This is a genomic window from Labrys okinawensis, from assembly GCF_047345005.1.
GTDB classification, from domain to species: domain Bacteria; phylum Pseudomonadota; class Alphaproteobacteria; order Rhizobiales; family Labraceae; genus Labrys; species Labrys okinawensis.
In genome coordinates this window covers 1,527,368-1,545,809 of the sequence record NZ_CP178864.1, presented here as the reverse complement: position 1 = coordinate 1,545,809, position 18,442 = coordinate 1,527,368, and the positions used below count along the sequence as shown (strand labels likewise).

Below are 18,442 nucleotides of genomic sequence, written 5' to 3'. Positions count from 1 at the left end.
GTGAAGGCCTTTTCTATGGAGTGATATGTGACGGTCGAGAACCACGGGAAGCCGCAGGACGAAGAGCCGCCGCAGCGCGGCCACGGCGCCTTTTTCGGACGGCGCAAGGGCAAGACTCTGCGCAAGGGTCACGCCGGCCTGATGGCGGGCGCCCTGCCGGACCTGCGGCTCGATCTCGAAACCCCTGCTCCGGCCGATATGCGCACGCTGTTCCCAACCACCGTCGCCGATATCTGGCTGGAGATCGGCTTCGGTGGCGGCGAACATCTTTCCCAGCGTGCCGGTGAGAATCCGGATGTCGGTTTCATCGGTTGCGAGGCGTATATCAACGGCACCGCCAAGATGCTTTCCCAGATCGAGCTGAACGGGCTCGCCAATATCCGCCTGTGGGACGACGACGCCAAGGCGGTGGTGGACTGGCTGCCCGAGGCCTCGATCGCGCGCATCTACCTGCTCTATCCCGATCCCTGGCCCAAGCGCCGCCACCGCAAGCGCCGTTTCCTGGGCGAAGACATGCTGGAGCGCCTTGCCCGCATCCTCAAGCCGGGCGGCGAACTGCGCTTCGCCACCGACATCGACGATTACGCGGCCTATGCTCTCGCCCGCATCGCACGCTCGCCGGATTTCGTCTGGACGGCGGAGCGCCAGGCCGACTGGCTGACACCGTGGGAGGGTTGGCGCTCGACACGCTACGAGGCCAAAGCCTTGCGCGAGGGCCGGCGTGGCGCCTATTTCACATTCAGGCGAACTGCTCGCAGTTCGGACATCCTCGTCCGCTCTTGAACCGCAGGCGTTGCAAAGACAAAACGCCTCGGCTGAGAGCGGCCACGGTATTCTTGCCTTGGCGTTGGCGGTTCAAGAGCGGATCGTCCGACACTCTTTTGAGTGTCGTAGAGACGTCCGCGCTCCCAGCTCACTTCTTCCCGAACCAGCCCTTCTTCTTCTCAGGCTCGGCCGGAACCTCCTCCCCCTCCGCCTTCGGCGAAATCGCCTGCCCGAACTTCTCGAAGAAATCGCCGGCAAGCTTCTTGGCTGTCCCGTCGATCAGGCGGGCGCCAAGCTGGGCAATCTTGCCGCCGACATCGGCCTTGGCGTCGTAATGCAGGATCGTCGCATCCTCGCCGTCGGCCTCGAGCCGCACCGTGGCGCTGCCCTTGGCAAAACCGGCGACACCCCCCTGCCCCTCACCTGTGATCGTATAGCTATTGGGTGGATCGAGATCCGACAGCGTGACCTTGCCGTTGAAGGTCGCCTTCACCGGCCCGATCTTCAGCACCGCCTTGGCCACCATCTCGGTGGGCGAGGTCATTTCGATCGACTCGCAGCCCGGAATGCACTTCTTCAGGACTTCGGGATTGTTCATGCCTTCCCAGACCTTCTCACGGGAAGCCTCGATGCGCTGCGAACCGCTCATATCCATGGACATATTCCTCCTCGGGCGATGGCCCTCTCCCATATGGAGCCTTGCGGCAGCCCTCGCGCCCGCTCCTTCCATAGATCACGATGCGCCGGGCGGGAGCAAGCGTAAGCCGCAAGATCGATCCGGCCGGACACCTTCGTTCCATCACTCCCCGAACCCGAACGCTCCTTCCGGATCCATCGCCTGGTGCAGGCGTGCGGCGGCGAGGCGGGCGAGGTGCAGGGTCATCACCTTGCGAGTGGGCGCGGCGAGCTTCTGTTCAGGGGCCTCGCGCAGGAGCGTGCCGCCATAGGCGTCGGCGACCATGACGCCGGCCTCTTCGGGCAGCAGCGTCAGCGGGAAATCGGGACCGACGGCGAAGAACAGCCGGTCGCAAAAGCTGAGATAATCGGGCCATTTACGGTCGACCTGGAAGTCGATCACCGAGGACTTGATCTCCACGATCCAGATCTCGCCCTTGCGGCCAATGGCAGCGAGATCGGCGCGGCGCCCGCTCGGCAGCGTCACCTCCGGCACGGGCGCCAGGCCATATTGGCGTAGCAGCCGGCTGGCGCCGCGCTGGATGGTCAGGGCAGCGGCCGACTGCCGGCCGTCGATGGGCAGGACTGGTAGCGACACGTCAGTCCCCAAGTTCCCGGCGCGTACGCCTCTTGTGGGCGGCGAGCGCCATCAGCTGCCTGTCGCGCCACACGGCCCGGCGGCCGAGATCGGTGGGCGGCAGGCGCTTGCGCCGGTCGGCCTCGACGGTCTCTATCACTGGGCCGGCCCAGTCGACCCGGCGCTGCGTCGAGGGGAATATGTTCGAATAGATCTGCTGGTAGCGCAGCACGTAGTCGCGCACGCCGCCCGGCGCGTTGAGATCGATGGTCTCGAACGGCCCCATGAAGGACCACCGCAGCGCCAACCCGTCGCGCAGCCCGATATCGACGTCCTCGGTAGAGGCATAGCCGTCGGCTACCAGGCGGAAGGCTTCCTCCAGCAGCGCGCCCTGCAGGCGGTTCATCAAGAAGCCATCGATCTCGCGCTTCATCACAATCGGCGCATGCCCGGCCCTGCGCAGCAGGCCCGCGGTGCGATCCATCGTCTCCGGTGACGTCCAGGGCGCCGGCACCAGCTCGGCGGCGGGGATGAGATAAGGCGGGTTCAGCGGGTGGACGACCAGGCAACGTTGCCTGCCCGGCAGCCCTTCGGTGAAGGCCGAGGGCAGCAGGGCCGAGGTCGAGGAAGCCAGCACGGCTTCCGGCGCGGCGAGCTGGTCTAGCTTGGCGAAGACGGCACGCTTGACCTCAAGGATCTCCGGCGTGCTCTCCTGGACATGGTCGACGCCCTCCAGTGCCTCGGCAAGCCGGGCGACGGGCTTGAGACGGTCGAGAATGGCCGCGGGCGCCTGGCCGTCGGTCAGGTCATTGGCCGCGAGATCGGGCAGCACGCCGGCAATATACTCCAGCGCCTTGGCTGCCGCGGAAGCTTCCTGATCCCATAGGGTGATTTCGTGACCGGCACGGGCATAGGAAATCGCCCAGGCACGTCCGACAAACCCCGTTCCGACGATCGCGATCCTGGCCATCGGTTTCCTCCTCCGCGTGCTGTCGTTCGGCCCAGCTTAAGTGTGCTTTCACGCAAGCCACAACGCGTCCTTGATGTTGCTGGCGGCATATTCGCCGACACCGACATAAGCGCCCGCCAGTAGAGCAAAGCGCGTTTAGGCGTAAGCGCTTCTCTGCTCTAGCTCTTTGTTTCGACGCGTCTTTGCGATTCTTGCCGATTCCGTCAAATCGCAAAACGCTCTATCGCCCAGCCTTTTCCCGCCGCCGTTCGACCGAAGAGGAGATACGCATCGATTCGCGATATTTGGCCACGGTACGCCGGGCGATGTCGATGCCGGCCTCGCGCAGCAGGGTCACGATGGTGTCATCAGAGAGGATGGCGTCGGGCGCCTCGGCGTCGATCATCTGGCGGATGCGGTGGCGCACGGCCTCGGCTGAATGCGCCTCGCCGCCCTCGGCGTTGGAGATCGAGGCGGTGAAGAAATATTTGAGCTCGAACAGGCCGCGGGCCGATGCGATGAACTTGTTGGCCGTGACGCGCGACACCGTCGATTCATGCATGCCGATGGCATCGGCTACCGTCTTCAGGTTCAGCGGCCTCAGATACTTGATGCCGAGCGCAAAGAAGGCATCCTGCTGACGCACGATCTCGGTGGCGACTTTCAGGATGGTGCGGGCGCGCTGCTCCAGGCTGCGAGTGAGCCAGTTGGCGGTCTGCAGGGCCTCCGCGAGAAAGATCTTGTCCGCCTCGTTGCGGGTGGTGCGAGCCACCTTCGAGTAATAGGTCTGGTTGACCAGCACGCGCGGCAGCGTGTCGGCATTGAGCTCGACCAGCCAAGTGCCGTCGGGCGCAGCGCGCAGCAGCACATCGGGCACCACCGGCTGGATCGGCATCGAGCCGAAGGCGAGGCCGGGCTTCGGCGTTAGGGCTCGCAGCTCGCCTATCATCTCGGCGACATCCTCCTCGTCGACGCCGCACAGGCGGCGCAGACCTGCGATGTTGCGCTTGGCGACCAGTTCGAGATTGTCGAGCATCACAGCTATGGCCGGATCGAGCCGGTCGCGCTCGGCGAGCTGGATTGCCAGGCACTCCTTCAGCGAGCGCGCGCCGACGCCGGAGGGCTCGAAGCTCTGCACGATGCGCAGTACCGCCTCCACCTCGCCGGCCGGTGCGGCAAGGCGCTCGGCGATCTCCTCGACGCTGCCGGTGAAATAGCCGGTCTCATCGATCAGATCGATGATGAAATGGCCGATCAGCCGGCGGCGCGGGTCTTCCACCGCCAGCGTGAGCTGCTCTTCCAGGTGATCAGCCAGCGAAATCTCAGCCGCCGCCAGACCCTCGAAATTGATGTCGTCTTCGCCACCATGACCACCGGCCCCGACATTGGACCAGGAGGAGACATAGGGATCGCTGCCGGAAAGCTGCTCGATCGCCGCCGGCGCCTCTGCGCGTTCCGGCGGGCGCTCATCCGGGAAAACATTGTCGAGATCGGTACCGAGCCCCTGCTCGAGCGCTTCTCGCGAGGGGGCCATGTCCTCGTGCAGCCAGTCGCCGTCGGCGGGGTCGGTTGCAAGGGCCGGCGCCAGTGTCTCCGGCTCGCGCGAGAACTCGCCATCCGCGCGGTCGAGCACGGGATTGCGCTCGAGCTCGGCTTCGACATAAGCGTTGAGATCGAGATTGGAGAGCTGAAGGAGCTTGATCGCCTGCATCAGCTGCGGGGTCATCACCAGCGACTGTGTCTGGCGGAACTCAAGCCTTTGCGACAACGCCATACTCGGGGCCCGTTCAGATTGCCAGGGTCGGGAACTATCCTGCGCGGGCCGTCGTCCTACGGGCGACAGCTCGATGCAAGTTTCGCGCCACCTGTTTGGCATGCATGTCACAAAATGTCACGCCTCGATGATGAAAGACGTGGAAGGAGCATCGCGACGCCTTACCCAGCGCCCGAAATCGGCTAGGTAGAGGAAATGGCCGATTAAGGGAGACCCCGATGGAAGGCGTGACAGTCGTCGATCACCCGCTGGTACAGCACAAGCTCACCTTGATGCGGGACAAAAACCGCTCCACCAAAGGCTTCCGCCAGCTTCTCAACGAAGTCGGCCGCCTGCTCTGCTATGAGGTGACGCGCGACCTGCCGCTCGAAATGGTCGAGATCGAGACGCCGCTGGAAAAGATGATGGCGCCCCGCGTCGCCGGCAAGAAGCTGGTGCTCGCCCCCATCCTGCGGGCGGGAGAAGGGTTCCTGGAAGGCATGCTCGACCTCGTGCCCTCCGCCCGCGTCGCCCATATCGGCATCTACCGCGACCCGCAGACGCTGCAGGCCGTCGAATATTACTTCAAGGCCCCGCCCGATGTGGCCGAGCGCCTCGTCATCGTGCTCGACCCTATGCTCGCTACCGCCAACTCGGCGGTCGCCGCCATCGAGCGGCTGAAGGCGCGCGACGTGAAGGACATCCGCTTTGTCTGCCTCCTCGCCGCCCCGGAAGGCATCAAGCGCCTGCGGGAGGCCCATCCCGACGTGAAGATCTGGACGGCCGCGGTCGACAGCCACCTCAACGATCACGGCTATATCGTGCCTGGTTTGGGCGATGCGGGGGACAGGATTTACGGGACCAAGTAGCCAAGGGGGACCTTCCCGAGCCGCATTACTAGGCTTGCTCCGGCAATCTGCAAGACCGGGTTGCAAGTCAACCCGGTCTACTTTTGCTGCTATCGCCTTAGCCGGTTCGACAAGCCGCTCTCACGCCGCAAGCGCCCTCGCCACGGTGGAGCCGATGTCGGAGGGGGTCGGGGCAATTGCCGCGCCGACTTCGCGCAGGATCGTCGCCTTTTCGGCTGCGCCCTCCCCAAATGCGGAGATGATCGCGCCGGCATGCCCCATCTTGCGGCCACGCGGCGCACTCAGGCCGGCAATATAGGCGATGACCGGCTTGGTCATCGACGTGCGGATATAATCCGCCGCCTCCATCTCCTGCGGCCCGCCGATCTCGCCGATCAGCACGACGGCGTCGGTACCGTCGTCAGCCTCGAAGAGCTCGAGAATATCCTTGAAAGACGAACCGTTGATGGGATCGCCGCCAATGCCGACGCTGGTGGACACACCGATGCCGAGGGTCTTCATCTGCGAGGCGGCCTCGTAGCCAAGCGTACCCGAGCGGCCGACGATCCCAACACGGCCGGGCTTGTAGATATGGCCCGGCATGATGCCCATCATCGCCTGGCCGGGCGTGATGACGCCGGCACAATTAGGTCCGATCAATCGCATACGGTCCTCGAAGCGGTAGCGGCGCATGAAGCGCTTCACCTGGATCATGTCCTGCGTGGGGATGCCGTCGGTTATGCAGACGCAGGTCCTGATGCCGGCATCGGCCGCTTCCATGATGGAGTCGGCGGCAAAAGGCGGCGGCACGAAGACGAGGCTGGCCGTGGCGCCGGTCTCCGCCACCGCTCCCTTGACGGTGTTGAAGACCGGCAGGCCCAAATGGGTCGAGCCACCTTTGCCAGGGGTCACGCCGCCGACGACGCGGCTGCCGTAATCGACCATCTCCTGGGCGTGGAAAGAGCCGAGCCGGCCGGTAAAGCCCTGGATGATGATCTTGGTGTTCCTGTCGATCAGAATGCTCATCCCATTGATCCTCAGCTTGCCTTCTTCATCCGGCTGGCGCGCCAGGCGGAGACCGCCTTTTGCGCGGCTTCCGACAACGTCTCGGCGGTGGTGATGGCGTGCCCGGAACCACGCAGGATGGCGAGGCCTTTCTCCGCATTGGTTCCGGACAGACGCACGACCAGCGGCACATTCACCCCGACCTCCTCGATCGCCTTGATGACGCCCTCGGCCACCCAGTCGCAGCGGTTGATGCCGGCGAAGATGTTGACGAGGATCGTCTCGACATTCTTGTCGGAGAGCACCGCGCGGAACGACTTGGCCACCCGCTCCGGCGAAGCGCCGCCACCGATATCGAGAAAATTCGCCGGCTCTCCACCGGCAAGCTTGATCATGTCCATCGTGGCCATGGCGAGCCCTGCGCCATTGATGATGCATCCGATCTGGCCGTCGAGGCCGACATAGGCCAAACCGCGGTCGCTGGCATAGGTCTCGCGCGCGTCCTCCTGTGATTTGTCGCGCAGTTCGGCGATCTGCGGACGGCGGAACAAGGCGTTGTCATCGAACGACATCTTGGCGTCGAGCGCCATGAGGGAGCCATCCTTGCCGACAACCAGGGGGTTGATCTCCAGCATGGCGGCATCGAGGTCCCTGAAGGCGCGGAACGAACCCATGATGGTATCGACGGCCTTGCCGATCAGGTCGGATTCGAGCCCCAGGCCAAAGGCGATCTCACGAGCCTGGAAAGGCTGCATGCCGACGGCGGGGTCGACAGTCTGGCGGATGATCGAGTCCGGCTTGCTCTCGGCGATGTCCTCGATCTCCATGCCGCCCGCGGCCGAGGCGACGATCATGATCCGCTCCGACGTGCGATCCATTACGAAGCCGAGATAATATTCGCGGTCGATCTCCGAGGCCGCCTCGACATAGAGGCGCGAGATCAATTTGCCGCGCGGCCCGGTCTGCGAGGTAACGAGGCGGCGCCCCAGCAGGGCATCGGCCGCATCGGAGATCTCGACATCGCTTGCGCACAGGCGGATTCCGCCGGCCTTGCCGCGGGCGCCGGAATGGATCTGAGCTTTCACGACCCAGCGCGAACCGCCGATCTCGCGAGCGCGATAAGTCGCCTGCTCGGGCGAGTAAGCGAGGCCGCCGCGCGGTATGGCGACTCCGAAGCGGGAGAGGATCTCCTTGGCCTGATATTCATGAATGTCCATCGAAGAGGCTTCCTTGGCTGCGGTCAGGCCGGAACGGCATTGTGGCTGGGCGTCGAAGCCATGATGGCGTCGTGCATGATCAGGACGTTTCGCGCCATGCGCTCGGAGGCAGCGTCGATCATCTTGCCATCGAGGGCGGCGGCACCCTTGCCCTGCTCTTCGGCTTCCTTCAGGGCTGCGATGATGCGCCGTGCCCTGTCGACCTCCTTGTCCGGGGGAGAAAAGGCTTCGTTTGCAAGGTCGATCTGGCTGGGATGGATGGCCCATTTCCCCTCGATCCCAAGCGCCGCCCCGCGCCTGGCGGCGAGGCGGTAGCCTTCCGGATCGCTGAAATCGCCGAACGGGCCGTCGATGGGGCGCAGGCCATAAGCCCGGCAGGCCACCGTCATGCGCGCCAGGCCGAAATGCCACTGGTCGCCGGGATAATCCGGGTTGAGCCCGCCAATGTTGACGGTGCGCGCCCTCAGGCTGGCCGCATAATCGGCGACACCGAAATGCATGGCCTCGAGCCGTCCCCCGAAGGCGGCGATCGCTTCGACATTGGCCATGCCGAGCGCCGTCTCGATCAAGGCCTCCAGGCCGACACGATTGAGGAAACCCTTTGCCGCCTCGATCTGGCTCACCAGGGCCTCGACCATGTAGAGATCCGCGGGAACGCCGACCTTCGGTACCAGAATGGTGTCGAGCCGGTCACCTGCCTGTTCCATCACGTCGACGACGTCGCGATACATGTAGTGGGTATCGAGGCCATTGATGCGCACCGACATGGTCTTGCCCTTGGCGCGCCAGTCGATGTCGTTGAGCGCCTGGATGATGTTGTTCCTCGCCTTGTCCTTGTCGGGTGGAGCGACGGCGTCCTCAATGTCCAGGAAGATGAAATCGGCAGCGCTGGCGGCGGCCTTGTCGATCATGGTCGGGTTCGAGCCCGGCACGGCAAGCTCGCTGCGCTGCAGGCGCGGCTTGCGCAGGGGATGAAGGGTATGGCTCATGGTCGGTCTCCAGTCCCGGTCGATCAGGCGGCGGCCGCGAGGGCGGCGTGGTGAGGCGTGAGGCTGAAATGCTCGATCGCAGCGCCAACCCCTGAACCGGGCCTGATGGCGACGCCGGCGTCGATCAGCGCGAGTTCGGCCCCGGCGATCGCGCCACAGACCATCACCTCGTTCAAGGAGCCCATGTGACCAATGCGAAAGACGCGGCCGGCAACCTTGGCGAGGCCGACGCCGAGCGAGATCTGGTAGCGATGATAGGCGCGACGCACCACCTCGGCGCTGTCGATGCCATCCGGCACGACAATGGCGCTGACCGTATCAGACTGCCATTTCGCTTCCTTGGCGCAAAGCTTCAGTCCCCAGGCGTCGACTGCCTTGCGAACGCCCTCCGCCAGGCGCCTGTGGCGCGCGAAGACATTTGGCAGCCCCTCGGCCAGCAGCAGGTCGATCGAAACCCGCAGGCCGCGCAGCAGCTGTGTTGGAGGCGTATACGGGAAGTAGCCACTGTCATTGGCGCGCGAAATGTCGTCGAAGCTGAAGTAGCAGCGGGGCATGGTCGCCGCCTTCGACGCTTGCAGCGCCTTCTGGCTGACGCCTAGAAAGCCGAGGCCGGTCGGCAGCATGAAGCCCTTCTGAGAGCCGGAGACGGCGCAATCGACACCCCACTCGTCCATCCGGAAGTCGATGGAACCAATGGACGAGACGCCATCGACGAAAAGAAGCGCGGGATGACCTGCATCGTCGAGCGCGGCGCGCACCGCGGCGATGTCGCTCGTCACGCCCGTAGCGGTCTCGTTGTGGCAGCAGAAGACCGCCTTGATGGCGTGACCCTTGTCGGCGGCCAGGCGGCTGGCATAAGCCTCCACGGGCACGCCGGCGCCCCATTCGACATCGATCACCTCTGCATCGAGGCCGAGTCGCACAGCCATGTCGGCCCACAGATGGGAGAACTGGCCGAAGCGCGACAGCAGCACCTTGTCGCCTGGATTGAGTGTGTTCGTGATCGCCGCTTCCCAGGCACCCGTGCCGGACGAGGGATAGATGAAGACCCGCCCCGTCTCGGTCTGGAAGATCTTCTTGATGTCGGCGAAGAGCGGCAGGGTGAAGTCGGGGAAAGTCGGCGAGCGCATATCCTCCGTCGGCAGGTTCATCGATTGGCGCACGACCTCGGGAATGTTGGTCGGTCCGGGCGTGAAGAGGTGCGTGTAACCAGGCATACGATGTCTCCCAGGAATCGCGGCTTGGTTCATCGCTCGCCGCTATGAGGGAAGCATCGATGGCACGCCGGCTTGTCACAACACCCGCTCGGATAGGAAATAGCGACGATCGGGCAGCCCGTTTCACACGAACGGGTATGCCCCGCCGGGCCAGGTGGGTAGGTTGTTCCCTACCCGGATGGATCAGCGATCTGTTGCACGGCGGAAAAGGATCGACGGCGCGATCGACGGATGCGAAAGGCCGGAACGGCTCATCCGCGGCGGTTTTCACTCACGAACAAGGTGATCGCCATCGCCCGGTTCTTGACCCCCAGCTTGTCGTAGACGTTCTTCAGGTGGTACTTGACCGTGTTCTGCGAGACGCCGAAGCGCGATGCGATCTGCAGATTGTTCCAACCGTCGCTGAGCGCCTTGAGGAGATCGCGCTCGCGTGGGGTCAGCGCCGACAGCGGCGTGTCATCCATCTTGGAAACATCGATATAGGGCAAGCTCATCCGATTGTGATGCACGGCCTCGACGGTTTCGATCAGCACCGAGGGAGCATCGCTCTGCCAACAGAAACCCATGGCGCCAAGCTTGACGCAGCGCCGCAGGATTGTCGGGTCGTGATCACTCGACAGAACCGTTACCCGGGTTGCCGGGCCGCCGGACTTGAGCTTGCCAAGAAGGTCGGCCGCCGTCATGTCGGAGAGGCGCCAACCGGCGACCGCCACATCGCAGCGCGACTGCAACAAGGCCGAGACGAGTGCGCCACCGCCGGTGCATGTGTGCACGACCTTGAAACGTCCCTCCCGCTCGAACAATTCACGCAAAGCCGCCATGACCAGCGGGTTCGCATCAGCGATTGCCAGGCGGGGCGTTTCGCGTGAGGCCATCGACGCCTTTCTCCCTAGGAATATTTTTTTCCTTATATAGCATGACCGGAATTCGAGGAAATTTCTATCGTCCGGACGCTGCTCGCCATTCGGAATTCGCCTTGCTGCCGGGAAATCTCGAAAAATGGCCTTTGTCGGCGACCCCACATCGGCATCAAGCCGAGGGACCAGTAGCCCGGGAGCGCAGATTTCCAGACCGCTCCTGGAAACGAAGACGGTAAGAGAAAGGGCGCAGACCATGTGAACTGACCCCCGAAGGTTGATGTCCAACTTTCGGGGGTCAGTTCACATGACGGCCGCGCCCTTTTGGCTGGTGAAGGCGGTTCAAGAGCGGACTGGAAGTCCGCGCTCCCGGACTAGACCCACTCGCCCTTGCGCATCAGCGGTTCGGCGGCGCCTGCGGCGGTGATGCCGTCCACGTCGATCTCGCCCGAGCCGATCATCCAGTCGATATGGATCAGGCTGTTGTTGGCGCCGCGCGCCGCGAGTTCCTCAGGGCTGAGCGAGCCGCCATTGATGAAGCACTGGCTATAGGACTGGCCGAGCGCGATGTGGCTGGCGGCGTTCTCGTCGAACAGCGTGTTGTAGAACAAGAGGCCGCTCTTCGAGATCGGCGAGGAGAATGGCACCAGAGCCACCTCGCCCAGATGCCGCGAGCCGACATCGGTTTCCAGCACCTTCGACAGCACGTCCTTGCCGCTAGCCGCATCCGCCTCGACGATGTTGCCGCCCTCGAAGCGCACCGAGATCTTGTCGATCAGCGTGCCCTGGTAGGAAAGCGGCTTGGTGGAGGAGACATGGCCGCTGACGCGATCGCGATGCGGCGTGGTGAAGACTTCCTCGGTGGGGATGTTGGGATTGCAGGTGATGCCGTTCTTTGCCTTGGCCGAACCGCCATGCCACTCATGCTCGTCGGCAAGCCCTACCGTCAGGTCGGTGCCCGGTCCGGTGAAATGCAGCGCCGAATAGCGCTTGTTGTTGAGATGGGCGGCGCGGGCGTGGAGATTCCCGTTATGCCTGGCCCAGGCGGCGATGGGGTCTTCCGCGTCGATGCGGGAGGCGGCGAAGATCGCATCCCACAATTTCGCCACCGCCACCTCCTCGCTTTCGTTCGGGAATACCGTACGTGCCCAGGCGGGCGAGGCGTAGGAGATGATGTTCCAGTTGATGTCGAAGCCGACAATCAGCTTCTGCGCCGGCTTGTAGGCGGCCGAGCGGGCGCGGTTGGCGCGGGCGACCCTGGCGGGGTCCTGCCCGGCCAGCAGCGCCGGATCCTCGCCGGCGATGGCGAGGCGCGCCGCGCCCCTGGCATAGGCCGCCGCCATGCCGTCGAACAGCCAGCCCGTGGCGGTATCGAATGCATCGTCGGGCGCGAAGCGGTAGCGTGCCAGGGTCGATTCCTCGTCAGAGAACAGTGTGGTGACGAGGCTGGCGCCGGCCCTGTACGCGTGCTCCGTGATACGGCGCACCAGCGGCAGCGCTTCAATCGGGGCCGTCATCACCAGTTCCTGGCCGTGCGCAAGGCCCAGGCCGACTTTCACCGCCGTCTCGGCAAATTTGTCGAGACGCATGTCATGGGTCGCAATGGGCTTGTGCATGGTAAACCTCTTCAGGATCGGAACAGGCGCGCAGACCATCAACGATGCATCGCTCCGTCAAGCATTTTGTCGTAAGATCGCCCGGGATTGCGTCCATCGCCGAAGCCGGCAGAGCGCGGGCCGAGCCAACCAAGAAGAGTGCCCGGTGACCCAGGTTCGCCGTCAAGATGTGCGCCATCCGCGCTGTAAAGCCGGGCGCCTTATTATTGGCCAAGAGCGTATTCTGATCGACTTTGCTCGAAGCGGTATCTGGCACTCGATCAGTATTTGCATCACGCCTCCCTCACGCAGAATAGTCTATAATTTGCTCTTGCGGAGTGATACTTGATACCAGGAGCAGCGAAATGGACTCGAACATGGTAAGTCCGGAGCCGCGCAAGGATATCGTTGCAACCCAGTCGGCGGCACTTTCAAACGCGGTCGAAAAGACTGTGAGGGTGGACTCCGGCTACACGCCGCTCAGCAACAAGACCCGGCGCATTCAACGCGCCGAAAGCGACAAACGCTTCTCTCTGCGCAAGCATTTCCTTGAATCGCAGCAGAGCGATCCCAATGGCTACGAACGCATCATCGGCCAAAGCGATCTGATGTCGATCAATTTCCTTGAGCGTGGACAGCGTGCCGCCAAGGCAGTTTGCCGGATCAACGTCCCCGATGACGGCAGCGCATGGTACGGCACCGGCTTTCTCGTGGGCCCACATTTGCTGGTGACCAACCATCATGTACTCAGCGACGCGGACGAGGCGAGCCAATGCGAAGCCGAGTTCGATTACGAATACGACGGCGATGGCGCCTTGCGCCAAGCGGTGCGCTTCAATCTGCGCCCGCATGAGATCTTCTTCACCGACGCCGAACTGGACGTGACCTTCGTTGCCGTCACGCACTATTCCGACAAGGACGTCCCACTCGATCGCTATGGCTGGCTGCCGCTCATTCCTGTTCCGGGCAAGGTCGTCGATGGGGAATGGGTGACGATCATCCAGCATCCAGGCGGGCAGGCCAAACAGATCGCGATCCGGGCAAGCCAGATACTTACTCTCGACAAGGCGGACCTCGGCATCGATCTTGATCGCTTCCTTCACTATTCTACCGACACGGAGCCTGGCTCCTCCGGATCGCCAGTCTTCAACGATCAGTGGCAAGTGCTTGCCGTGCATCATAAGGCCGTTCCGGCGCCGGCAAAGCCAGGCGCCCCTGCCGGAAAGACCAAATGGCTGGCCAATGAAGGCATCCGCGTCAGTGCTATCTTCAAGCTTCTCGAACGGCAGCGGTTCACCCATCCGCATGCTGGGCTGATACTCGACAGGCTCGACAGGTCGCTCGGCATGTCCCCCCTTGTTAGAGCGGAAGTATTGAATGATTCCTCGCTCGAGGCCGATCATGCTCCGCTGGAGCTTTCGCGATGGGTCGGCGTTACGGGATATGATCCGGCCTTTCTGAACTTGCGGATCGATCTTTCCACCATCTACGCTCCGGCTCTTGCCAAGGGCCTGCTCGCACCGTTGCTGGACGGCTCGGGACATGAACTCGCCTACCACCACTTCACGTCCGTGGTTCACGCCAAGCGCAAGTTCCCGCTGATCACCGCCGTCAACATAGACGGCAATAAGCTGGTCCCCCCCGGCGCGCGGCGGAACACCTGGCGGCGCGATGCGCGCATGGCGGATGATTATCAGCCCAACGGCGATTTTTACGAGAAGGGCAAGGGAACCGACAGGGTTCAGTTCAGCCGCGGACATCAGGTGCGCTTCCTCGATCCCTGCTGGAGCGCAACCACGGGAGATCTCGCTGAATCCCAGGCCAGCGGAGAGGACACGTTTCACTACACCAACGCCGCGCCGCAGGTTCAAACCTATAACGATGTGGACTGGGGCAATCTGGAAGATTACCTGCTCAACAAAGCGCAGGAAGACCAAAAGCGCCTCACCATCTTTACCGGACCGATCTACCGGGATGACGATCCCTTTTACGGCAAGAGCCGCACGGGTGGTCCCTGGCAGATTCCGCTGTCCTACTGGAAGATCGCAGTGCTGCAAAAAACGCCGGACAGGGTGGCAGCCGCGGCTTTCATCGTGGGTCAGACGCAATATGTGAAGGCGCTCTACGAAGCCAAGGCCTTCTCCGGCCTGAGGCCCTATACGGTCGACGAGATGCGCAGCCGGCACATCCAGACGACGATCCCGGCGATCGAACAGGAGACCGGCCTCGACTTCTCCACGCTCCGTCCCTTCGACGCGCAGGGAACGCTGGAATCAACCCGCCAGACCCGATGGATCGTCGATGTCGGCGACATCGTGATCTGACGGCCTGCCGGAAATCGGGCGGCGGCGACGCGGCATTCATGCCGGATGATCGCCTCTAGAGCTTGACACGCCTCGGCTTCGCGCGGCAATTGCGGCGAAAGCTTGTGAGGAGACATTATGGAAATCGCCCGTTTGCAGACCGTCATCGATGCCGCCTGGGAAGATCGCGCCCAGGTCAATTTCGAGACCAAGGGCGAGTTGCGCGCCGCCGTCAACCACACGCTAGGCCTGCTTGACGAGGGCAAGTTGCGCGTGGCCGAGAAGGTGGCGGGTGCGACGGGCAAGGAGAGCTGGCATACTCATCAGTGGTTGAAGAAGGCCGTGCTGCTGTCCTTCCGTCTCAACGACATGGCGGCCATTCCCGGCGGTCCGCACGGCACGACATGGTGGGACAAGGTGCCCTCCAAGTTCGAGGGCTGGAGCACCACCGAATTCCGCCATGCCGGCTTCCGCGCCGTGCCGAACTGTGTGGTGCGCCGCTCTGCCTATATCGCTCCGGGCGTGGTGCTGATGCCTTCCTTCGTCAATCTCGGCGCCCATGTCGACACCGGCACCATGGTCGACACCTGGTCGACGGTCGGCTCCTGCGCACAAATCGGCAAGAATGTGCACCTGTCGGGCGGCGTCGGCATCGGCGGCGTGCTGGAGCCGCTGCAGGCCAACCCAACCATCATCGAGGACGACTGCTTCATCGGCGCACGTTCGGAAGTGGTGGAAGGCGTGATCCTGGGCCAGGGCTCGGTGATCGCCATGGGCGTGTTCATCTCCGCTTCCACCACCATCATCGACCGCGCCACCGGCCAGACCTATCGCGGCTATGTGCCGCCTTATTCGGTGGTGGTGTCCGGCAATCTGCCTGGTAAGCCGCTGCCCAACGGTGCTCCTGGCCCCTCGCTCTACTGCGCAGTGATCGTGAAGACGGTGGACGCGCAGACCCGCTCGAAGACCGGCATCAACGAGCTGCTGCGGGATTAATCTGGGATCGCAGGCATCCTGCCTGCTCTTCCTATCCTTCAAGCGCTGCGTTTCCAGCAGGCAAGGATGCCTGCGATCCCAGGATATCGATGCCCCTCACCTTCGACCCCCGCGACCCCGTCGCCCTCACCCAGGCCCTGATCCGCTGCCCGTCCGTTACGCCGGAAGAAGGTGGCGCATTGCATCTCCTCGCCGAGATCCTGAAGGCCCGTGGCTTCGAGACCCATCTCGTCTCCTTCAGCGACGAGGATACGCCTGACGTCACCAATCTCTACGCCCATATCGGCCCGGCCCACCGGCCGGCGCTGATGTTTGCCGGCCATACCGATGTGGTGCCGCCGGGCGACGAGGCGCGCTGGAGCCGGGGCCCGTTTTCGGGCGATATCGTCAATGGCGAGCTCTATGGCCGCGGCGCGGTCGACATGAAGGGCGGTGTCGCCGCCTCGGTGTCGGCAAGCCTGCGCCACCTCGAAGAGCATCCGGACGATCCCATCGCCTTCCTGATCACGGGCGACGAGGAAGGCCCGGCCATCAACGGCACCGTCAAACTGCTCGACTGGGCCATCGCGAAGGGTGACCGCATCGGCCATTGCGTGCTGGGCGAGCCGACCAACCCGGCCACGCTCGGCGACATGGTGAAGATCGGCCGCCGCGGCTCGCTGTCGGGCACCATCGCCGTCTATGGCAAGCAGGGCCACGTCGCCTATCCCCATCTCGCCACGAATCCGGTGCCGCAGATGGTGCGTCTGCTCGCCGCCCTGATGGCGGACGAACTCGACCATGGCAGCGAGCATTTCGACGCCTCCAACCTCGAAGTCGTCTCGATCGACGTCGGCAACAAGGCGACCAACGTCATCCCGGGCGAGGCGCGCGCCATCTTCAACATCCGCTTCAACGACCACTGGAACCGCGAGAAGCTGGAAGCCTGGGTGCGCGGGAAGCTGGACGGCGCTGCCGGCAACGACATCGTCTACGCCCTGGAGTTCGGGCGCTCCTCCTCCGAAGCCTTCTTCACCGCGCCTGGAGCTTTCGTCGATGCGGTGGTGAGCTCGATCGAGGCGGAAACCGGCCGCAAGCCGGCGCTCTCCACTTCCGGCGGCACCTCGGACGCGCGCTTCATCAAGACTATCTGCCCGGTGGTGGAGTTCGGCCTGGTCGGCAAGACCATGCACCAGACCGACGAACGTGTGGCGATCATTGATCTGGAAAGCCTGGCGCGGATCTATCAGCGGATCCTGGGGCAGTATTTTTCTTAATTGGGAGAGCGGACAATGACTTCCGTAGGCGCAAACCTTGCGGGCTGAGGTGCGCCAAACACGGAGTGGCAGTCTCTGACTGCCATCTTCCTTCAGCATAAAACGCTTCGTTTCCCAGAATGGCGATCAGAGATCGCCACTCCGCGTTCCCTGCACCTTTTCCGCAGGGTTGGCGCGTAAGGGACAAGGCCCTCCGCGTTTCCAGCTACAGCACCTTCACCACCGGCCAGGGCGCGTCCGCCCGGCCGATCGTGTTGGCCAGCGGCAGGCCGAAGGGCTCAGCCGAGATCTCGAAGACATCCCCTTCCTGCGTCTGCACGCCATCGGAAACGCTCAGGGTCGCCGTACCGAAATAATGCACGTTCACATCGCCCGGCTGACGGAACAGGCGGTATTTGAAATGGTGGCCCTCGAGGTTGGCTAGGGTGTGCGACATATTCGCCTCACCGGTGAGGAAAGGCTTTTCCCAGATCACCTTGCCATCGCGCAGGATACGGGAGGTGCCGCGGATATCGGCAGGCGGCTCGCCTACTAGCAGTTCCGGTCCGATCGAGGAGACGCGCAGCTTGGAATGGGCAAGGTAGAGATAGTTCTGCCGCTCGGTGACATGGTCGGAAAATTCGTTGCCAAGCGCAAAACCGATACGCCAGGGCGTGCCGTCGGGGCCGTTGACATAGATGCCGGCAAGCTCCGGCTCCTCGCCCGCGTCGAGGGCGAAGGAGGGCGAGGGAAACGCGCCTTGCGGCGGCACCAGGGTGGAACCGTCGCCCTTGTAGAACCATTCGGGCTGAACACCCGCCGTGCCGTGTTCCGGGCGGCCTCCGTCGAGGCCCATGCGGAACATCTTCATGGAATCGGTGGCCTTGGAAAGATCGGCCAGATCCTTGTGCATCTTGTCCCGCCCCTCGGCACTGCCAAGATGGGTGAGGCCGGTGCCGGCCACCATGACATGGTTGGGATCGGGATGGTCGATCGGCGCCAGCACCCGCCCGGCCTTCAGCAGCGCCGCGAGATCAACACCTTCGCCGAGGCCCCGCGTCTCGATCTCTGCCTTTAGCGAGCGCCCAGCCTCGATGGCGGCCTGCGCCAGCTCCAGCACGCTGGCCGTGTTCCTGACGAGACGAGAGGCCCCTCCCTCGGTGGCGGCCACGGCGCGCTGGCCGTCGAGTTGGATCTGGGCGAGACGAAGGGACGAGTTAGCCACGGAGCGCATTCCTCAGACAATTGTTCTTGGCGCGCGCATCATAGAAATCCTTTGGCGTGGCGCAACGGCAAAATGCGGCCTTGGCTGGATTGGCAACAATCGCTGCACTGCACAAAATCTGAGCCTATGAATGTATTCAAGGCCTGCCATGCATAACGGCGAGGCCGAATCAGCTTCGAGTGTAGAAAAACAATTGCATCGCTCACGAAATTGCGTTCAATTTAGGAACGGATCGT

General features: G+C 63.5%; 16 protein-coding genes. 5 read left to right on the top strand and 11 right to left on the bottom strand.

Features of this window, described 5'->3' with window-relative positions:
• The first annotated feature begins 27 nt into the window (after positions 1-27).
• A complete protein-coding gene (gene trmB, locus ACMDCR_RS07380) occupies positions 28-783 on the top strand; it encodes a tRNA (guanosine(46)-N7)-methyltransferase TrmB (RefSeq protein ID WP_413991907.1) in 756 nt (251 codons plus the stop codon).
• A gap of 130 nt (positions 784-913) precedes the next feature.
• On the opposite strand, the gene ACMDCR_RS07375 is transcribed toward trmB, so the two are convergent.
• The 4 genes from ACMDCR_RS07375 to rpoN form a co-directional block, all read right to left on the bottom strand.
• Complete coding sequence (locus tag ACMDCR_RS07375; protein ID WP_413991906.1) at positions 914-1,420, bottom strand: SRPBCC family protein; 507 nt, start codon at positions 1,418-1,420, stop codon at positions 914-916.
• Between the two features lie 144 nt (positions 1,421-1,564).
• The gene (locus ACMDCR_RS07370) at positions 1,565-2,038 is read right to left on the bottom strand and encodes an MmcB family DNA repair protein (RefSeq protein ID WP_413991905.1); all 474 of its coding nucleotides are present in this window, start codon (positions 2,036-2,038) and stop codon (positions 1,565-1,567) included.
• A 1-nt stretch (position 2,039) separates the two neighbouring features.
• A complete protein-coding gene (locus ACMDCR_RS07365) occupies positions 2,040-2,987 on the bottom strand; it encodes a 3-hydroxyacyl-CoA dehydrogenase (protein WP_413991904.1) in 948 nt (315 codons plus the stop codon).
• A gap of 220 nt (positions 2,988-3,207) precedes the next feature.
• Entirely contained in the window at positions 3,208-4,740 is a 1,533-nt protein-coding gene (gene rpoN / locus ACMDCR_RS07360; protein ID WP_413991903.1) for an RNA polymerase factor sigma-54, read from the bottom strand.
• A 218-nt stretch (positions 4,741-4,958) separates the two neighbouring features.
• Here rpoN and upp point away from each other — a divergent pair, with 218 nt between their 5' ends.
• Positions 4,959-5,588: a uracil phosphoribosyltransferase gene (upp, locus tag ACMDCR_RS07355; RefSeq protein ID WP_413991902.1), complete on the top strand. Its 630-nt coding sequence runs from the start codon at positions 4,959-4,961 to the stop codon at positions 5,586-5,588.
• Between the two features lie 120 nt (positions 5,589-5,708).
• Here the strand turns inward: upp and sucD are convergent, their stop codons facing one another.
• From sucD to ACMDCR_RS07325, 6 genes are all read right to left on the bottom strand, one after another.
• Positions 5,709-6,593, bottom strand: coding sequence for a succinate--CoA ligase subunit alpha (gene sucD, locus ACMDCR_RS07350; protein WP_413991901.1), 885 nt, complete (start codon positions 6,591-6,593; stop codon positions 5,709-5,711).
• 11 nt (positions 6,594-6,604) lie between these two features.
• Positions 6,605-7,789, bottom strand: coding sequence for a malate--CoA ligase subunit beta (locus ACMDCR_RS07345; protein WP_413991900.1), 1,185 nt, complete (start codon positions 7,787-7,789; stop codon positions 6,605-6,607).
• 23 nt (positions 7,790-7,812) lie between these two features.
• Positions 7,813-8,778: an HpcH/HpaI aldolase/citrate lyase family protein gene (locus ACMDCR_RS07340; protein WP_413991899.1), complete on the bottom strand. Its 966-nt coding sequence runs from the start codon at positions 8,776-8,778 to the stop codon at positions 7,813-7,815.
• 23 nt (positions 8,779-8,801) lie between these two features.
• Positions 8,802-9,995: an aminotransferase class V-fold PLP-dependent enzyme gene (locus tag ACMDCR_RS07335; protein ID WP_413991898.1), complete on the bottom strand. Its 1,194-nt coding sequence runs from the start codon at positions 9,993-9,995 to the stop codon at positions 8,802-8,804.
• Between the two features lie 251 nt (positions 9,996-10,246).
• Positions 10,247-11,110, bottom strand: a complete 864-nt coding sequence (locus tag ACMDCR_RS07330) for a response regulator transcription factor (RefSeq protein WP_413991897.1) — start codon at positions 11,108-11,110, stop codon at positions 10,247-10,249.
• A gap of 116 nt (positions 11,111-11,226) precedes the next feature.
• Positions 11,227-12,468, bottom strand: coding sequence for an aminopeptidase (locus ACMDCR_RS07325; RefSeq protein ID WP_413991896.1), 1,242 nt, complete (start codon positions 12,466-12,468; stop codon positions 11,227-11,229).
• A 344-nt stretch (positions 12,469-12,812) separates the two neighbouring features.
• On the opposite strand from ACMDCR_RS07325, the gene ACMDCR_RS07320 reads away from it, so the two are divergent.
• The 3 genes from ACMDCR_RS07320 (at position 12,813) to dapE (ending at position 17,002) form a co-directional block, all read left to right on the top strand.
• Positions 12,813-14,771, top strand: coding sequence for a DNA/RNA non-specific endonuclease (locus ACMDCR_RS07320; RefSeq protein ID WP_413991895.1), 1,959 nt, complete (start codon positions 12,813-12,815; stop codon positions 14,769-14,771).
• A 117-nt stretch (positions 14,772-14,888) separates the two neighbouring features.
• Positions 14,889-15,746, top strand: coding sequence for a 2,3,4,5-tetrahydropyridine-2,6-dicarboxylate N-succinyltransferase (dapD, locus tag ACMDCR_RS07315; protein WP_413991894.1), 858 nt, complete (start codon positions 14,889-14,891; stop codon positions 15,744-15,746).
• An 89-nt stretch (positions 15,747-15,835) separates the two neighbouring features.
• Positions 15,836-17,002 (top strand): succinyl-diaminopimelate desuccinylase, encoded by a 1,167-nt coding sequence (gene dapE, locus ACMDCR_RS07310; protein ID WP_413991893.1) that lies wholly within the window; start codon positions 15,836-15,838, stop codon positions 17,000-17,002.
• A 205-nt stretch (positions 17,003-17,207) separates the two neighbouring features.
• On the opposite strand, the gene araD1 is transcribed toward dapE, so the two are convergent.
• Entirely contained in the window at positions 17,208-18,206 is a 999-nt protein-coding gene (gene araD1 / locus ACMDCR_RS07305) for an AraD1 family protein (protein ID WP_413991892.1), read from the bottom strand.
• Positions 18,207-18,442: the final 236 nt, after the last annotated feature.

Excerpts from the sequence above, each read along its gene's own strand:
- ACMDCR_RS07375 (WP_413991906.1), bottom strand. The coding sequence starts at position 1,420 with ATGGATATGAGCGGTTCGCAGCGCATCGAGGCTTCCCGTGAGAAGGTC.
- ACMDCR_RS07365 (WP_413991904.1), bottom strand. The coding sequence starts at position 2,987 with ATGGCCAGGATCGCGATCGTCGGAACGGGGTTTGTCGGACGTGCCTGG.
- rpoN (WP_413991903.1), bottom strand. The coding sequence starts at position 4,740 with ATGGCGTTGTCGCAAAGGCTTGAGTTCCGCCAGACACAGTCGCTGGTG.
- upp (WP_413991902.1), top strand. The coding sequence starts at position 4,959 with ATGGAAGGCGTGACAGTCGTCGATCACCCGCTGGTACAGCACAAGCTC.
- sucD (WP_413991901.1), bottom strand. The coding sequence starts at position 6,593 with ATGAGCATTCTGATCGACAGGAACACCAAGATCATCATCCAGGGCTTT.
- ACMDCR_RS07345 (WP_413991900.1), bottom strand. The coding sequence starts at position 7,789 with ATGGACATTCATGAATATCAGGCCAAGGAGATCCTCTCCCGCTTCGGA.
- ACMDCR_RS07340 (WP_413991899.1), bottom strand. The coding sequence starts at position 8,778 with ATGAGCCATACCCTTCATCCCCTGCGCAAGCCGCGCCTGCAGCGCAGC.
- ACMDCR_RS07335 (WP_413991898.1), bottom strand. The coding sequence starts at position 9,995 with ATGCCTGGTTACACGCACCTCTTCACGCCCGGACCGACCAACATTCCC.
- ACMDCR_RS07330 (WP_413991897.1), bottom strand. The coding sequence starts at position 11,110 with ATGGTCTGCGCCCTTTCTCTTACCGTCTTCGTTTCCAGGAGCGGTCTG.
- ACMDCR_RS07325 (WP_413991896.1), bottom strand. The coding sequence starts at position 12,468 with ATGCACAAGCCCATTGCGACCCATGACATGCGTCTCGACAAATTTGCC.
- ACMDCR_RS07320 (WP_413991895.1), top strand. The coding sequence starts at position 12,813 with ATGGACTCGAACATGGTAAGTCCGGAGCCGCGCAAGGATATCGTTGCA.
- dapD (WP_413991894.1), top strand. The coding sequence starts at position 14,889 with ATGGAAATCGCCCGTTTGCAGACCGTCATCGATGCCGCCTGGGAAGAT.
- dapE (WP_413991893.1), top strand. The coding sequence starts at position 15,836 with ATGCCCCTCACCTTCGACCCCCGCGACCCCGTCGCCCTCACCCAGGCC.